The organism is Pseudotamlana agarivorans, assembly GCF_018860245.1.
Taxonomy (GTDB): Bacteria; Bacteroidota; Bacteroidia; order Flavobacteriales; family Flavobacteriaceae; genus Pseudotamlana; species Pseudotamlana agarivorans_A.
In genome coordinates, this window is sequence record NZ_JAHKPD010000011.1 from 172,764 (window position 1) to 189,069 (window position 16,306).

14 protein-coding genes are annotated in these 16,306 nt (G+C 33.5%); 6 read left to right on the forward strand and 8 right to left on the reverse strand.

All coding sequences use genetic code 11. The features are described 5' to 3' along the window. The first annotated feature begins 72 nt into the window (after window positions 1–72). Window positions 73–468: a DUF2721 domain-containing protein gene (locus tag KO493_RS05650; RefSeq protein ID WP_216066968.1), complete on the forward strand. Its 396-nt coding sequence runs from the start codon at window positions 73–75 to the stop codon at window positions 466–468. Window positions 469–475: 7 nt separating this feature from the next. Here KO493_RS05650 and KO493_RS05655 read toward each other — a convergent pair whose 3' ends face one another. Then, on the reverse strand, window positions 476–1,711 hold the full coding sequence (locus tag KO493_RS05655) for an ABC transporter permease (protein ID WP_216066969.1): 1,236 nt from the start codon (window positions 1,709–1,711) through the stop codon (window positions 476–478). 8 nt (window positions 1,712–1,719) lie between these two features. On the opposite strand from KO493_RS05655, the gene KO493_RS05660 reads away from it, so the two are divergent. Continuing rightward, window positions 1,720–2,976, forward strand: a complete 1,257-nt coding sequence (locus KO493_RS05660; RefSeq protein WP_216066970.1) for an exo-beta-N-acetylmuramidase NamZ family protein — start codon at window positions 1,720–1,722, stop codon at window positions 2,974–2,976. Between the two features lie 251 nt (window positions 2,977–3,227). Here KO493_RS05660 and KO493_RS05665 read toward each other — a convergent pair whose 3' ends face one another. Then, window positions 3,228–3,719 carry a YkgJ family cysteine cluster protein gene (locus tag KO493_RS05665; protein WP_216066971.1) on the reverse strand — a complete coding sequence of 164 codons (492 nt, stop codon included), beginning with the start codon at window positions 3,717–3,719 and terminating at the stop codon, window positions 3,228–3,230. Between the two features lie 297 nt (window positions 3,720–4,016). Here KO493_RS05665 and KO493_RS05670 point away from each other — a divergent pair, with 297 nt between their 5' ends. Beyond that, a complete protein-coding gene (locus KO493_RS05670) occupies window positions 4,017–4,721 on the forward strand; it encodes a class I SAM-dependent methyltransferase (RefSeq protein WP_216066972.1) in 705 nt (234 codons plus the stop codon). Here the strand turns inward: KO493_RS05670 and KO493_RS05675 are convergent. Both KO493_RS05675 and KO493_RS05680 read right to left on the reverse strand, forming a co-directional pair. Continuing rightward, a complete protein-coding gene (locus KO493_RS05675; RefSeq protein WP_216066973.1) occupies window positions 4,718–6,448 on the reverse strand; it encodes a TonB-dependent receptor in 1,731 nt (576 codons plus the stop codon). The two genes, KO493_RS05670 and KO493_RS05675, sit on opposite strands and share 4 nt — an antisense overlap. Before the next feature lie 31 nt (window positions 6,449–6,479). Then, a complete protein-coding gene (locus KO493_RS05680; protein WP_216066974.1) occupies window positions 6,480–9,500 on the reverse strand; it encodes a tetratricopeptide repeat protein in 3,021 nt (1,006 codons plus the stop codon). 187 nt (window positions 9,501–9,687) lie between these two features. On the opposite strand from KO493_RS05680, the gene KO493_RS05685 reads away from it, so the two are divergent. Together KO493_RS05685 and KO493_RS05690 are read left to right on the forward strand one after the other, a co-directional pair. After that, window positions 9,688–10,371 carry a cell division ATP-binding protein FtsE gene (locus KO493_RS05685; protein ID WP_216066975.1) on the forward strand — a complete coding sequence of 228 codons (684 nt, stop codon included), beginning with the start codon at window positions 9,688–9,690 and terminating at the stop codon, window positions 10,369–10,371. Window positions 10,372–10,374: 3 nt separating this feature from the next. Continuing rightward, window positions 10,375–11,268 carry a glycosyltransferase family 2 protein gene (locus KO493_RS05690; protein ID WP_216066976.1) on the forward strand — a complete coding sequence of 298 codons (894 nt, stop codon included), beginning with the start codon at window positions 10,375–10,377 and terminating at the stop codon, window positions 11,266–11,268. A gap of 2 nt (window positions 11,269–11,270) precedes the next feature. On the opposite strand, the gene KO493_RS05695 is transcribed toward KO493_RS05690, so the two are convergent. Next, complete coding sequence (locus KO493_RS05695; RefSeq protein ID WP_216066977.1) at window positions 11,271–12,344, reverse strand: glycosyltransferase; 1,074 nt, start codon at window positions 12,342–12,344, stop codon at window positions 11,271–11,273. 1 nt (window position 12,345) lies between these two features. Continuing rightward, window positions 12,346–13,455 carry a glycosyltransferase gene (locus tag KO493_RS05700; protein ID WP_216066978.1) on the reverse strand — a complete coding sequence of 370 codons (1,110 nt, stop codon included), beginning with the start codon at window positions 13,453–13,455 and terminating at the stop codon, window positions 12,346–12,348. A gap of 89 nt (window positions 13,456–13,544) precedes the next feature. Between KO493_RS05700 and KO493_RS05705 the strand changes: the two genes are divergently transcribed. Then, window positions 13,545–14,474 (forward strand): glycosyltransferase family 2 protein, encoded by a 930-nt coding sequence (locus KO493_RS05705; RefSeq protein ID WP_216066979.1) that lies wholly within the window; start codon window positions 13,545–13,547, stop codon window positions 14,472–14,474. On the opposite strand, the gene KO493_RS05710 is transcribed toward KO493_RS05705, so the two are convergent. Together KO493_RS05710 and KO493_RS05715 are read right to left on the reverse strand one after the other, a co-directional pair. After that, window positions 14,469–14,879 (reverse strand): sugar 3,4-ketoisomerase, encoded by a 411-nt coding sequence (locus KO493_RS05710; RefSeq protein WP_216066980.1) that lies wholly within the window; start codon window positions 14,877–14,879, stop codon window positions 14,469–14,471. The two genes, KO493_RS05705 and KO493_RS05710, sit on opposite strands and share 6 nt — an antisense overlap. Window positions 14,880–14,969: 90 nt before the next feature. Next, the gene (locus KO493_RS05715; RefSeq protein WP_216066981.1) at window positions 14,970–16,274 is read right to left on the reverse strand and encodes an O-antigen translocase; all 1,305 of its coding nucleotides are present in this window, start codon (window positions 16,272–16,274) and stop codon (window positions 14,970–14,972) included. Between the last annotated feature and the right edge of the window lie 32 nt (window positions 16,275–16,306).

Genomic DNA, 16,306 nt, shown 5'->3' on the forward strand with positions numbered 1-16,306 from the left:
AATATTTCTAAATTAAATTAGCAGACATCGCTTATCACAAACTAACTTCCTAAATTTGCAAAAAATTCATTTATGCACGGACTTGATTTATCTACCCCAGCACTTTTATTTTCTGCAATATCACTAATCATGCTTGCTTATACGAACCGTTTTTTAGCCTATGCAGCTGTAGTGAGGGATTTACATGACAAATATCTTAAGAACCCCGATGAGCGTTATATCAAGCAAATAAAAAATATAAAGAAACGGCTTTACCTGACTCGCTATATGCAAATAGCGGGAATTTCAAGTTTATTACTTTGCGTGCTTACTATGTTTCTAATTTACATCGAGCAGTTTACAATAGCGGTTTGGGTATTTGGTTTCGCCTTAGTTTTATTAATTGTTTCCTTAGGCTTGTTAATTATGGAAATTCAAATATCTGTAAAAGCATTAGAACACCATATTAGCGACATAGAGAATAATTAAGTTATGCCTACCTAAAACGCATGGCTTTCACTGGAGATATTTTAGTGATAATATAGGAAGGTAATAACAGCATTAACAAACACAATATAAGTGTACCAACGTTTAAAACAACGATGTAACCCAAACTGATATAAACGGGTGCTTCAGTCACATAATACACACTAGGATCTAGAGGTAATAATTTTAAGTATTTTTGGGCAAAAAGGAGCCCTAAACCAATAATATTACCCCAAAACAAACCCAAAAGGATGAGATAAGACGCGTTATATAAAAACAACTTACGCACACTCCAATTGTTACTTCCCAAAGCTTTTAGAAGCCCAATCATTTGAGTACGTTCTAATATAAGAACCAACAAGGCGGTAATCATATTAATCCCTGCAATTAGAACCATAATTCCAATGATACCATAAATGTTTTTATCGAAGATTTTTATCCACTCAAAAACCGAAGCGTAACGAGCGGTAATACTTTCGGTATTTAAGGTCGAAGGCGTGTTTTCATAAATTTCACGAGTCTTTTCTTCCAGCTTATTATAATGCTCTATAAATACCTCAAAATTTCCTATTTCATCTTTTTTCCATCGGTTAATACGTTGTAAATGACGTAAATCACCTATTATATAACGGGCATCCAGTTCTTGAAACCCAGAGTTATAAATACCCACAATTTTATAGTTGATGATATTTGGAAGTTTCTCGGTGTCTTCTTTTGGAAAAACCATTTGCATCTTATCACCTACCTTATAATGCAATCTATTGGCTAAATATGATGAAATTAAAATATCCTCATTTCGCTTTCCTGTATAATCAGGAAGTTGCCCTTCCATTAAAAAGTCTTTAAAATAACGCCAATTATAATCGGCTCCTACACCCTTTAAATAGGCAGCTTCAAAATCGTTTTCAGTGCGTATTACTCCAAATTTCGATGCCACTGCTTGAATATGGGCAATACCTTCTACAGAAGTGAATTCAGGATAAAAATCGACATCTGTAGAAATCGGACGAATACTTTCTAGGGAGTTATTACTATCAAAATTAGAAATCGTAACATGACCATTAAACGCCACCACCTTATCACGAATTTTTTGCTGCAAACCAATACCAGTGGCTATAGCGATCATCATAACAATGATTCCAATGGCAATTGCAGCAATACCAATTTTTATTATTGGTGCCGATATGCTACTTTTATACGCTTTACTACCAATAATGCGTTTAGCTAAAAAAAATTCGTAATTCAAATTATCTTATGGGGTTTAATATTTTCAAAAATACAGTTTTATTATTTGTTTTGGTAATCATTTCTTGTTCGTCTAAAGTGAAAGCTGAAAATCCTAAAATTTCTACCAGTGATACGCTAAACAAACAGGCTGATTCTGTAAAAAACACCACTACGCTTAACAAGATTATTGTAGGTGCCAATCAAACTGAAAATTATTTACCATTAATTGAAGGGAAAAGTATTGGTATTGTTGCGAATCAAACTTCTGTTATCTTTAAAAAGGATGAAACCTTTAGCCATCTTGTAGACTCCTTAGTTTCTTTGAAAGTAAACATTAAGCGCGTTTTTGCTCCAGAGCATGGGTTTAGAGGCCAAGCAGATGCTGGTGAAGTGGTTAAGGATGGCGTAGACACTAAAACAAACTTACCTATAGTCTCACTTTACGGAAAGAACAAAAAACCCTCTGCCACCCAACTAAAAGGTATTGACCTTATTATTTTTGATATTCAAGATGTTGGTACGCGGTTTTACACCTATATTTCATCGCTGCATTATGTTATGGAAGCTTGCGCAGAACAAAACATTCCAGTTGTTATTTTAGATCGTCCCAACCCGAATGGTTCTTATATAGATGGGCCTGTCTTAGAAAAAGCGAACAAAAGTTTTGTAGGCATGCATCCTATTCCGGTCGTTCATGGTATGTCGATTGGCGAATATGCTAAAATGATTAATGGTGAAAAATGGCTAGAAAACGGATTACAATGCGGGCTTACCGTAATTTCTAATAAAAACTACAACCGTAATTTAAGCTACAGTTTACCCATAAAACCGAGTCCGAATTTACCAAACGATCAATCTATAAATCTTTACCCGAGTTTATGCTTTTTTGAAGGCACCAACGTGAATGCTGGTCGCGGTACAGAGAAACAATTTCAAGTTTTTGGAAGTCCGTTTTTAAACAAAGAGAAATTCACGTTTAAATATACACCCGTTGCCAACGCAGGTTCTAAATATCCGAAACATCAAAATAAACTGTGTTACGGTAAAGATTTAACTGAGGCTAAAACTATTGATTATATAAATCTCTCTTGGCTTATCGAAGCCTACCAAAACACATCAAGTAAAAAAGATTTTTTTAATAATTTCTTTATCAAACTTGCCGGAACTTCAAAATTACAAGAACAGATTGAGTTAGGTTTATCTGCAGAAGCTATTAAAGCGAGTTGGAAAGATGGTCTGGATAGTTTTGAAAAGACGCGTAGTAATTATTTATTGTATCCTTAATTTAAAATCTGCAATCCTTTCTTTTAAATATGTTTCTGGTGTTAAAACAGCGCGTTCACTCTTTTTGAAATCCTTTAAATTTCTTGTTAAAATAATCGATTCTTAAGTGCGTCCTGACCATCTAGATTCTTGGGCATTTTAAAAGTACCTTTTAATGATTTCTTTTTCTTTCGTTAACGTCAATTTGGTGTTCATAATACTTAGCTTATATTGGCCAAATTACACACGTGTATCACAAAAAACACTAGAATCTACTTAATCCGATTCTTCATTTCCTCTACAATATTAAACGCTGCAGGGCAAATGGCCACATTTTTCAATGTTAAGTTTGAAATCTGCTGAAACTTTTTTCTATCGGTATGTGGAAATTCGCGACAAGCCTTTGGCCGCACCTCATAAATGGAGCAATAATTATCGGCTCCCAAAAACGTGCATGGTACAGACTGCAAAACATAATCGTTCTCTTCGTCTATTCGTAAATACTGACTAATAAACTGCTGTGGTTTTAACCTGAAAAACTTCGCTATTCGATCCACATCCTTATCTGTAAAAAGCGGCCCAGTGGTTTTACAGCAATTGGCACATTCCAAACAATCCGTTTTCTTAAACTCATCATCATGGAGCTCTTGCATGATGTAGTCTAAGTTTTTAGGCGCTTTCTTTTTTAACTTAGTAAAGAATTTTTTATTCTCGTTATGCTTATCATTAGCCTGCTTTGGAAGATTTTTTATTAGGTCTTGCATGTTGCAAAAGTAGTGCTTTTAGAATTATTATAGGTTATTACGCAGAGTTTCACAGAGGATTTCACAGAGGCTCACAAAGCATTATTTTAGACACAGATTATGTTAGTTGTCGGTTATTCGTTATTGGTTTTTGGTTGCTTACTCTTACGGGGGATTATTACACAGAGCGGCGCTGAGGATTTTCTATTTGATATAGATTATTAACATACATGAAATTTTTCACTTTTCATTTTTCACTTTTAATTACCCCACCTTTGCGACTCTGCGTATCTTTGTACGATAAGAAAAACAAGAGTTATGAAAGACCTTTTCGGAAAAGCTTTACGCGACTACCAAAACGGTAATTATACCGAAGACCTCATCACAGCAACCAATATCTCAGATGAAGATAGCTTACCCCTTCCCTATTTATTTCGTGGTTTTAAAGACATGCCAAAACTAGAGCAAAAAGCTTTAAAGCACTGTAAAGGTTTCGTATTAGACGTAGGCTGTGGCGCAGGAAACCACAGTTTATATTTACAACAAAAAGGTTTATCTGTTAAAGCCATCGATGTTTCGGAAGGGGCCGTTGAAGTTTCAAAACAACGTGGCGTGGAACACACCGAATTACATAGCCTTCTAGAGGAAACAGAAACCTTCGATACTATTTTATTATTAATGAATGGGACTGGGATTTTTCAAGAAACTACTCAAATTTCTAAATATTTAACCCATTTAAAAAGCTTATTAAAGTCTAACGGACAAATTTTAATCGATTCATCGGACATCAAATACATGTACGAAGATGAAGACGGTGGCTATTGGATGGACATGAATGCTGGATATTACGGAGAACTCGATTACTTCCTATCTTATAAAAATGAAAAAGAAGAGGCTATGAAATGGCTATATCTAGACCTAGACACCTTAAACTTAGCTTGCGAAACCATTGGTTTAAAATGTGAACTCGTTGAAGAAGGTGAACATTTCGATTATTTGGCTCGACTTACTGTAGCTTCTTAAATTCCAAATTTATAAGTCGCACCGGCTAAGATTTGAAACGGTTGTACATTGTAACTCTGCCATCTTTGGTATGCGTTATTTGTCAGGTTGTTTGCTTTTATAAAAATGGACAGCTGCTCGTTTACACGATATCCGCCATGAACATTAATATCAATATACCCATCAACATCAACGATTTCTTTGCTGCTGGTAGACTCTATACTTTTTTCATCTTTACGCTGTCCCATAAAGTATAAATTCGCTCCTGCAAACCAATGTTCATCAATTTGATAGTCGAAAAACGCCGATCCGTTAAGGGATGGTAAATTCCATGCTTCATCCTCGGCATCGGTGTTATATATAAAATATTCGGCTTTCAATCCAAGTTTTAAATTACTACTTAAATCGACATTCAATGCACCAGTTAATCCAAAGGTAGTGACATCATCATACACCACTCCGAATGAGTTTCCATATTCATAATCATATACTGCAGAAACATCTTTTATCATGTTTGCTTTAAAAAGGGCTTTATTTTTATCTGAAATATAATGTCCGCTTACATCATAACTTATTTTGTTAGTCACCTTTCCTTTTAACCCCACAAAAGCGTTATAAGCTTGATTGGTTGGAGAGACCATTAAAGTTGGTGACACAAATGAATTTTCATTCGCAAAATCACGATATGTATTCTGATGTAATCCCCCCTTAACACCACCATACGCGATGAGTAACCCATCTACAAACCGATAAGATGCCAGCACCTTCGGGTAGAAGTAAAACTTACCTTCACCGGCCTCCATATCATTAAAATAAGTTACTGCAGCACCTAAATTAAAAGTAAAATCACCTTCGTTTAATTCGAAAGTTGGAGCAATCGTAGCTTGAAAGTTACTGTACTGGTAAGACTCATCGAGATCATAAAACCTGTCAAAAGCCCCACTTAGATAATCAAAATTAAATGTGGTTGAAATTTCAGAATCGCTTACGGGAATATCCATACCAGCATCAATAACAACGCGATTTTCAGTCGATCCATTATTATCAAAAAAACGTCGTAATTTCACGTTACCAGACTTCAAATAGGTGTCTTCAAAAGTCACGTCGCCTCCTAGGTGTGCATCATAAAATGAATGACCAACATCATCTAAATAATAAACCAATATATTATCACTTGCGATAGGTTCTGGAATTCCATACCAATTGTAGAACTGGTGTTGAAACCCGCCTTCAATACCCCAAGACAAATCTCTTAATTGATTATTGTAGTTCAATTTAATTTTTGAATCGGAAAAACTATTTCTAACCACAGCGTCTTCAATACCTCCTTTTGAAGAATGGTGACTAAGATAACCACCTACCGTTTCGCTTCTGTTTAGCATATGACTAACGTAAGCTTCCCCTAAAACAGTACGAAAGTTTCCACCTCCTAACGAGGCGTAATTATTATACAAACGCTTACGCTTTTTTCTTTTAACTAGAGATGCCTTTCCTTTAGACGGCGTAAAGGTGGATGCTACAGGAAACGAAAAAATGTTATATTGAATTTCCTTTTTAGTATCGGTCGTTTCGTCATCTAAAGTTGGAGATTCTTTAACCTTAAAAGCATCAGAAATGGTAGGTACATAAGGTTTAACCACATCAATAACTCCGGTATCTAAGGTGTCGTTTTCTTTTCGCTGAGAAAAACCAATAGATATGCTTAATAAGAAAACAACTGAAACTATATTTTTTATGTGCTTGCGCATTGGTATAGATTTACTTTTATGAATGATTGATTTAATCTTCTGAATGAATAGAGGCGTTCGTTTTAGCTTCTTCCTCCTTAACTTTCGCTAATTCTTCGGAAGCCTGAATAACAACATCGTCAAATTCTGAAAAATTCTGAATGACACTTTCTAAAATATAAGTGGCTTGAAAAGCGTCTTTTAAAGCATAAAAATTCTTAGCCATAAGCACCAACCCTTTTGCACTGTAATACTTATATCCAGAAAAATCTTTTGCCAATTTTTGAACAGCGACGTTAGAAGCTTCAAACTCACCTTCCTTATTTTTAAAATAAGCGCTGTAATACAAAGCTTCAGCAGCGGTTTCACCTGTAGCGACCTTTTCGACACGTTGATAAGCTGCTTTCGCTTTGGCTTCATCACCAGTTTTTATGGCCGAACGCGCAATAATAATATGTGCATCTCCTTGAATTTTAGTATCTGCTTTTGAATTTGCCAACACTTTTTCCGCGTAAGCGACTGCTTGCTGATAATTCGCCATTTGGTAGTTTGCTTTCATCAAATTGGATTGCGCAAAAATAATATTGTGCTGAAAACTTGCTTCGCTCTCTAGTCTTAACAACAACGGCGTTGCGCCATTCCAGCTTTTCTTGTCTAAATGGTATTGCGCTAATTTCGTTAAGGCTTCTTCGGAAAACTGACTTTGAGGTGCGTCTACTACATATTTATAGTGTGACGATGCGTTATCTGGCAGGCCTTGTTTACTATATAATTGAGCCACATAAAAATGTGCATTCAAAGCATTTAACCCTCTTGGAAATTGTGCTAAATACCCATTAAATTGTTTTATTGCTTTTTCGGTGTTATTATCTAAATACTGCTTTTCTGCTGCTTCATAGGTCGCGTTGTCAAGATCAACGTCTGTAACTTCAACATAATCTAAAGTTCTAACCCATGCGGCATAATCGTCAACTTGTCCCAGATCAATATAAATTAATCGTGCCGTTGAAACCGCTTGAACAGCTTCTGGACTTCCTGGGTACGCACTAGCTACTTTCTTAAATTTAGTAAGCGCGTTATTATTATCACTTGCATTATAATAAACCAACCCTTGGCGCAATAAAGCTTTTGGCACAAACGAGCTCATGCGGTACTCTGTACTTAAAGCATTGTATATTGCTGTTGCCTTGGCGATATCGTTTTCCTTCACATATGAATTACCTAACTCGTACATGGCATCATCACGTAATTTTGACTTTGGATAATCATCAATAAACCGCACCAATTCATTTATTTTCTTTGAAGCACTACCTGCATAACCAACACTCATGGCTTTTTGAAAAGCAGGATAATCGGATGTAATTTCATCCAATTTAATAGCCTTGTCGTACGCCAATATGGCTTTATCGTAATTACTTGACACAAAATAAGCATCACCCAAACGCAAATAAGCATCGTTTAACCTCACATTATCTGTGGCATTTTTGTCTACATAACGATTGAAATAATCAGCAGACTGCTCATAATTCTTCAACTTAAAATAGGTATAAGCCATATTGTAATTTAAGTTCTTATACTCTGGAGTTTCAGAAGATTCGGTTTGTTGTTCAAATTGCTTAAAACTTATAAGCGCTTCGGCATAATTTGTTAAATTATAATCTGTTTCTGCATGCCAAAAAGTAGCACGCGCGGTATAGATTGGCTCTCTTGGCTCGGATAATGAATTTGAAAACATCTCTTTTGCTTCAGTAAATTTTGCTTCATCATAAAGTTCTAAACCACGATAAAACGTTACTTTTTGGTAGGCAACCTTACTTTCAAAACTATTATTACTCTTAAGTAGTTTTAATGCTTCTTTGTAGTTTTTGGATGTAATATAAGAATCTATTAAAAGTGATTGAATTTCCTCGTTATGTGTCGATTTTGGATATTTTTTCAAGTAACCTGTTAAAACCTGAGGTGCCGATTCGTAAGGATTTCCTATTTCGTAACTAACCTTAGCATAATTCAACCATGAATCTTCTTGAATTTTAGAATCAAAATCCATGTAAGACGCCGTTCTAAACGCGTTTAAAGCTTCTTGTTTCTTATCTAAATTAATGTAACTTTCACCTAGGTGATAGTAAGCATTTTGAGTAATTGAATTATTTCCTTCTACAATTCTGTTAAACTCTGAAACTGCATTTTCATAATCCTTTTCTTTATAATAGGCATAACCAAGTTGATAATAATCGGTATTATTCCATTTGCCTTTTTTACCTTTATATTCCTTTAAATAAGGAATAGCCTCACTGTATTTGCCTTGATTAAAATAACTTTCCCCTATAATTTTTGAAAGTTCTGAGACTTCTTCAGGTGTACTTGAATCCATGCGCCCTTTAGCAAGCGTAATGGCTTTATCGAAATTACCAAGCTTAAAGTTTAAATCGGCTTGATAATAAGACATCTTTTCTTTGTAGCGTTCCTGATTACTAACCTGATCGAAATACGCAGTGGCTTCATCGTAATCATCGCCTTGATAGGCCATATAACCAATATAGTATTTAGCTTGAGCTCCATATTCTTTAGAACTTTCTACTTTGTTAAAATAATTTTTGGCTTCACCATATTGCTTGGTTAAGAATGCTGTATATCCGTGGTTGAAATAAAATTGTTCCTGTTCGGCGTAGCTTAAATTATTTTCATCCACCTTATCATACCATTTACGTGCATAGGCATATTTAGCATTATCGTAATAATAATTGGCCACATCGACATAAGCGCTATTACGTTTGGTACTGGTAGGATAATCTTCTACGAAATCTTCAACCATTTGTTCGGCATTCTGTTGATTCAATCGAATCGCACAATTTGCCATATAATATGAACAATCGGATGCTATACTTAATTCATCGGTAGATTTCTTAACACCCTGAAATAAAGCTTGAGCGGCGCCAAAAACGCCATTATCATACAAAGACACTGCTTTTTGGTAATCCGCTAAAGGATTCGTGTAGGTAGCAGACTCCTGCGCTATTATTTGTAAACTAAAAGGTATCGCCACTATAAGTGACACTATATTTTTTTTAGTCATCAACAGTTTGGTTTTAATTTAAACTCAAAGATATTTAATACAAAAAACATAACGTAACATTATGAGTATAATTATAAACCAAGTTATTAAATGCTTTTTCAAGCAGAAATAAACTTACGTTTTAAACGTTTTAAGATTTCACTTATAAGTAATACATTTACAACACGAAAATTTATCACACTATTTCATGTCCAATCCTATTTTAGAATTAAAAGACGCTTCCATTTATCAAGGGGAAAACCTGATACTTTCTGATGTTAATATCGAGATTAATAAAGGCGATTTTGTTTACCTCATTGGAAAAACTGGCACAGGAAAAAGTAGTTTTATGAAAACGCTTTATGGCGATTTACCGCTTACTAAAGGTGAAGGCCATATTGTTGAATTCGACTTAAAAACACTTAGAGAAAAAGAAATCCCCTTTTTAAGAAGAAAGCTAGGTGTGGTTTTTCAGGATTTTAAACTGTTAACAGACAGAACGATTAACGACAATCTCCTTTTTGTTTTAAAAGCCACAGGTTGGAAAGACAAAAAAGCTATGGCTGCCCGAGTTGAAGAAGTTTTAACGAAAGTTGATATGAAAACCAAAGGCTTTAAATTTCCACATGCACTATCTGGTGGTGAGCAACAACGTGTTGCAATTGCACGAGCTTTACTTAATAATCCCGAACTTATTTTAGCCGATGAGCCTACGGGTAATTTAGATCCGCAAACCAGCATTGAGGTTATGGAAGTACTTCAGGACATAAACAAAAACGGTAACACGATTTTAATGGCAACTCACGATTATGCTTTACTGCTTAAATATCCTAGTAAAACATTAAAATGTGAAGACAGTGCTATTTTCGAGGTGGTGCAGAGAAAAGGGTAATCTATGATTTCTATATTAATTCCCATTTATAATTATAACGCGTTTCCATTAGTATCAGAACTGGTAAAACAAGCTTCCTTCTTAAAAACGGACTATGAGATTATTTGTGTTGACGACGCATCTAAATCACCATTAAATCAGGATAACGAAAAAATAAACACTTTAAAAAACGCTACTTTTTTTTCTAATAAAGAAAATTTAGGATACAGTAGTAATAGAAATTTTTTAGTATCTATATCACATTTTAAATACTTACTATTTATAGATGGTGATTCTATAATTACAACTAACTTATACCTCAAAACCTATCTGGATGACCTTTCTAAAGGGTTTGATATTGTTTATGGCGGACGAATTCATCCAAAATCGGTTGCTAATAGCAATAAACGATTACGCTGGAAATACGGGAAATTTAGAGAAGACAAACCTTCGAGTAAACGTCTTAAAGAACCGTATAAGTCTTTAATGTTTAACAATACACTAGTTAACAAACAAGTTTTTGATAGCATTCAATTCGATATAGTTACAAATAAATATGGTCATGACGACACTTTATTCGCTTATCGAGCGCGATTAGCCCAATTAAAAGTTGGACATATTGATAATAGTATAATGCATGCCGATATTGATGAAAATAAAGCCTTTTTAGAAAAAACACATACCTCTTTAAAAAATTTAAAATATTTAAGTAACCAAAACTTAATAAGTGTCGATTTTGTAAAAATGCTAAGTATTCACAACAAACTTAAGCACTTTAAATTAAATTATTTAGTAATGCTTTTCTATCTAGTTTTTAAAGATCAAATGAGATTAAATTTGACATCTAACACCCCTTCACTTAAAATATATAATTTATACAGGCTAAGCTTCTTTTGCTATATTAACCGTCAAAAATAGAGTTAGAAATAGGAATTAAAAAGTTTATTCCATAAACTCATAATGTTATTTAAATCGAATTTTTGTAAGCTCTTTTTTGCATGCCCCCCTATTTCCCGGCCTAATTTAGGACTTTCAATAAGCGCTATAATTTTTTCAACATAACCCTTGGCATCATCTTTTTTAACAAGAAACCCTGTTTTTGCATCTTCAATAAGGGTTTCGGTTCCAGAAGTACTTCCGTAGCCAATTACCGGAATACCGAAAGCCATCGCCTCAATAATTACGAGTCCAAAAGATTCAGATTCTGAAGTGATCAAAAACATGTTAGCTTGCGAATAAATTTCTTCTATTTCATTGATTGGATCGTAAAGCTGAATATTTTCTTGAAGATTAAACCTATTAATAATAGATTGCAAATCAATAATATCGCTATGCTCTCCATAAATTTTCAAAACCCAATCTGGATACTTTTCAACAACCTTAGTCCAAATAGCGATTAACTTATCGTACCTTTTCTCATGTGAATGCCTACCAACGGCAATGGCTATTTTTGAGTTATCTACTCGTTTTTGTTGATTTACTTCTACACATAGTGGGTTTGGAATTATTTTAATATTTCTTCCTTTCCAGACTTTACTTTCATGCTCATTTAGAACGACAAATTCTTTGTACTTATTAATACTTTTTTCAAGTAAAAAAACAGCTATTTTGAACTTAATTTTATCAGAATAAGAAACCGCACGAATATCTTTACTGCAGTGCCTTTCATAAATCAAAGGTGTTTTTAAATCCATCAAGTACGGCAGTAACGCCCCCTTTAAACCATTATCACAGTTTACAATAATATCTGGGGAAATCTTATCAATAATTTGATTTAGTTCTATTTTATACTGAAAGAACTTCTTCGACCTTAAGAAATAAAATTTTATTTTAGGATTAAAAGAATAAAATGGCGTATCGCCAATCGTGTTAGAATTAAGAATTGTTATTTTGTAATTAAAAGTTTCTACCAAATAATTTAACTTCACCGAAAGTATTCTTGACACCCCGCCTGACCCCATTATATTAGTAGTAATATACAATATATGCTTCACCTTAGTTATAGTTCATTAAGTCCATCCATTGTTTTCCGATTATTGGTAATGAAAAACGCTCGACACTTTCAACTGAATTTTCTTTACATAAATTGTAAAGTTCGGTATTGTTTAGTATCAAATTCATGCCTTCGGTAAAAGCCTCAATATTTTGATTTTCAATTAACAATCCATTTTTTTTATCTTGAATAATTTCATTAGGGCCCGTAGGGCAATCGAATGCAATCACTGGCGTGCCACAGGCTAAGGACTCTATCAAAACCATAGGCATACCTTCATATAAACTAGTTAGCAAGAAACATTTCGCTCTACTGAAATACTTATAAGGATTATCTATAAACCCTAAAAAATGTACCAGATCACCCACACCCAATGCTTCGGCCTCACGAACTAATTCATTCCTTTTAAGCCCGTCACCTAAAATAACCAACGCGATACCTTTACTAGGCAAGATAGACTGAGAATAGGCTTTAATTAATTTATCAAATTGCTTTTCATTGGTATTTAGCTGCCCTGCCGAGATTACAAATTCAAAACCCATAGTTATCGGCTCATTTTTAAGCGCCTTGATGCGATTCATATCTGCGGGGTTATAAATTCGAGCTAAATTATCCAATTTATAATTCGTTTTAATAAGCTCCTGCATTTTACTAGTTATTGCAACAACTTTATAACTATTTTTATAAATTAATTGAGTTAAGATCTTTTGTTTAGGCATATAGTTTTGCAGTGCAGCACTATGTACGGTATAAATGGTTTTTGCATTATAAATACATCGAGATAAAATAAATTCTTGCAGAAATTTAATTCTAAATCTAAAATCTATAATAAAATCGAACTGATGTTCGTCAATTTCTTTTTTCAACGCCCTCAAACGATTCACTTTATTAAATAAACCATTAGTTTTATTTTTCAACTTACCCAAATTAATAAGCTTACCTGAATAACTAAAGGCCACGTCGTCCAGAACAATAAAGATATAAACTTCTAAACCTTGATTTTCAAAAAAATGAGACAACACAGACATGACACGTTCTGAACCGCCTTTATTTAATCTATACCCTATTAAGGCTATTTTCCCTCTACTTTTCATACCCGCTGTAATATTCAAAAATAAGTGTTTATTTTTTTTATTGTAGCCCTATTTATATTAATTTTCTACATTGAAAAATCCTATTGCTTAGGAAACTTAAATAACTTATGATCGTTTTATCAGTTCACCTTATAACATTTAACAATGAAAACCATATTGAAGAAACCTTAAAATCTGTCCTCAATCAAAAGATGAATTTTAATTATGAAATTGTAGTTGGCGACGATTGCTCTTCAGACAAAACGCTAGAAATCATTAAGGCTTATGAGGTAGATCATCCTACAATTTTCAATGTAAAAAAAAATGAAAAGCAACTAGGCATACTTGGAAACTTTAAGGCCACACTAGATCGATGTCAAGGAAAGTATGTTTTTGATATTGCTGGTGATGATTTACTAAAGCATGATTATGCCCTTCAAAAGATGGTTGATACTTTAGAAAGGGATGATACTTTAGGTTTTATAGATAGTGGCGTCGATTTTCTATATGAAAGCACGAATACGACAACAAAATTTTTCAACAAAACCGTCATCCAAGCATCAAAAGAGTTTTATAAACAGGAATTATTACTAGGAAAAATAACACCTACAGGCATCTGTTTTTCTAGAAAAAAACTATATCAACATGTAGATTTTAACAAGTACTTGGGTATGAAACTAACTATTGACGACTATCCCATTCTAGTGGATTTAGCAATGAACACTAACTTTAAAACAATAAATGAATCTTTAAATTTATATCGTGTGCACGACACTTCTTACTCGCATAAAAAAAGTTTTGACAGTCAGTTATTTATGAAAAACCAAATGAAAAACTTGGTTGATTATTTCAACATGAAATACACCTACGATGCGAACATCATCGAATCATTTTACATGAATCACTATAAGGAACTGTTATTTTTAGCAGGATATTATGAGAAGAAAGCTATAGGAAGGGCCGTTTTCAAAAAGATTAAATCAAAAAGCATTAAAGATTATATCCATTATTTTGCCAGTCAAAATACTATTTTTAGAAAGCTAGTTTCTATTTTATAGCATATGGGTTTTAAAGTTATCAAAACTCCTTATGTAATCTTTTTCATTATATACATCTGAAGCCAACACCAAACAAACTGCCCCAGAAGAAAAATCTTCTAACTCTCTCCAAATCATATTAGAAATAAGTAAACCTTGATTGGGTTTATTTAAAAAAACCTTTTTTTTACCACCATCTTGATCCACCAAAACCACATTAAAACTTCCGCTTAGCGCTATTAAGAACGCCTGTTGCTCTTTATGCGCATGACCGCCACGATAGGCACCACCAGGAACATCATATAAATAATATACACGCTTAAAATTATATGGCAATAAATCCTTTTCTACAAAAGAAAGATTTCCTCTTTTATCTTCAATTTTTGGTATTTCAATTACACAACAATCATTTACGGTTGTATTCATACACCATTTGCTTTTAAAATTCAATTTCAACACTTAATAACTGATACAAATTATATTAAAAAACTGCTTTAATTTCACCCATATCCTTTTTTAATCAAGTACATGGTTAGGTTTTTCATCATTCAAATATGAATAATAATACCACACCACCCCTATAACAACAACAAAGTAAATAATACACCTATACAAATGCGCCATAACCACGCCTACCGACCCAAAAATTACGACTAAGTATTTGGATAAAAAATAAAACAATCCGAGAGATAATAACTCTGTAAAAATAAAACTTTTAACCATCTTTTTAGCTAAAAATTGGTGAGCAACAACCCATGATGCCAACCTTACAAAATCACCTAATAATTGCCATTTAAACATAGGTTCTATACCTGTAAAATTCGGGTACACTATGGAAATGATCAAATTTCTAAAAACGTAAACCAATAACATACCCGTACCAAATATAGGAAGAATGGTAGTATAAATAAATAATACTTCTTTTTTAAAAACTTGTCCGTTATAGATTCTTGCAAATTTCGGAATAACATATAAAGTAAACAACCCTGAGGCAAACGACATATAATTTTGAGATATCAAACTCATTGCTGTCCAGTACCCAGCTTCTTCAATACTTATCTTTTCTGTTATTAAAGTTCTTATGTTTAATTCGATATAATTCAACACGACTGTAGAAACAAAAGACATTAAAGCAAATGCTGCCATTTCTTTAACGTAAGGCACTTTGAGCACCAATTCTTTAATGGCGATAATTTTTTTTAAACCTTTTCCAGAAACGCAAAGGATAATCACCAGCTGTAAAAGAGGTGAAACCACCAAAGCACATATCACACCTTTTAATCCATAAACATACATTCCAATTAAAATAAAGACTGTAGACAATAAATAACTAAGCAGATCTATGAGTGTATATTTTTTATATTCTGAGAGTCCGTTTATCACGCCTAAAAAAATCATATTCAACCCCATAGCAAAAGGGAACAACGCCAATAACCTAATAATTTCAAGAAACTCTAAATCATCAAATAGTGCCATCGTAATGTGTGATGCACTAAATAAAAGCACCCCTGAGCTTATAATGGAACCCGTAAACACAAAAATAAAAGCGGTAGAAAATAAACCTGAAAAACGTGACTGATCCTCTTTAAATTCCGCTACATATTTTACCACACCATTAAGAGTTCCTAGCGAAGAAGTACTGGTAATAATGTTTATCAGATTTCGAATTTGACCTACCTTTGCTATGCCTATCTCCCCAAAAGTAACCGCCAAAATACGCTGAACAAAAATGGAAACCATTAATTTAACAGCAATAGAAATAGCATTCAAAGAGGTTATCTTTAATAATAAGTTACCTTTTACGAGATTCTTAATATTCACCTTTTTGAAATTAAATTACAAGAATTGAGCAT

Excerpts from the sequence above, each read along its gene's own strand:
- KO493_RS05670 (WP_216066972.1), top strand. The coding sequence starts at position 4,017 with ATGAAAGACCTTTTCGGAAAAGCTTTACGCGACTACCAAAACGGTAAT.
- KO493_RS05675 (WP_216066973.1), bottom strand. The coding sequence starts at position 6,448 with ATGCGCAAGCACATAAAAAATATAGTTTCAGTTGTTTTCTTATTAAGC.
- KO493_RS05690 (WP_216066976.1), top strand. The coding sequence starts at position 10,375 with ATGATTTCTATATTAATTCCCATTTATAATTATAACGCGTTTCCATTA.
- KO493_RS05660 (WP_216066970.1), top strand. The coding sequence starts at position 1,720 with ATGGGGTTTAATATTTTCAAAAATACAGTTTTATTATTTGTTTTGGTA.
- KO493_RS05685 (WP_216066975.1), top strand. The coding sequence starts at position 9,688 with ATGTCCAATCCTATTTTAGAATTAAAAGACGCTTCCATTTATCAAGGG.
- KO493_RS05665 (WP_216066971.1), bottom strand. The coding sequence starts at position 3,719 with ATGCAAGACCTAATAAAAAATCTTCCAAAGCAGGCTAATGATAAGCAT.
- KO493_RS05710 (WP_216066980.1), bottom strand. The coding sequence starts at position 14,879 with ATGAATACAACCGTAAATGATTGTTGTGTAATTGAAATACCAAAAATT.
- KO493_RS05705 (WP_216066979.1), top strand. The coding sequence starts at position 13,545 with ATGATCGTTTTATCAGTTCACCTTATAACATTTAACAATGAAAACCAT.
- KO493_RS05650 (WP_216066968.1), top strand. The coding sequence starts at position 73 with ATGCACGGACTTGATTTATCTACCCCAGCACTTTTATTTTCTGCAATA.
- KO493_RS05680 (WP_216066974.1), bottom strand. The coding sequence starts at position 9,500 with ATGACTAAAAAAAATATAGTGTCACTTATAGTGGCGATACCTTTTAGT.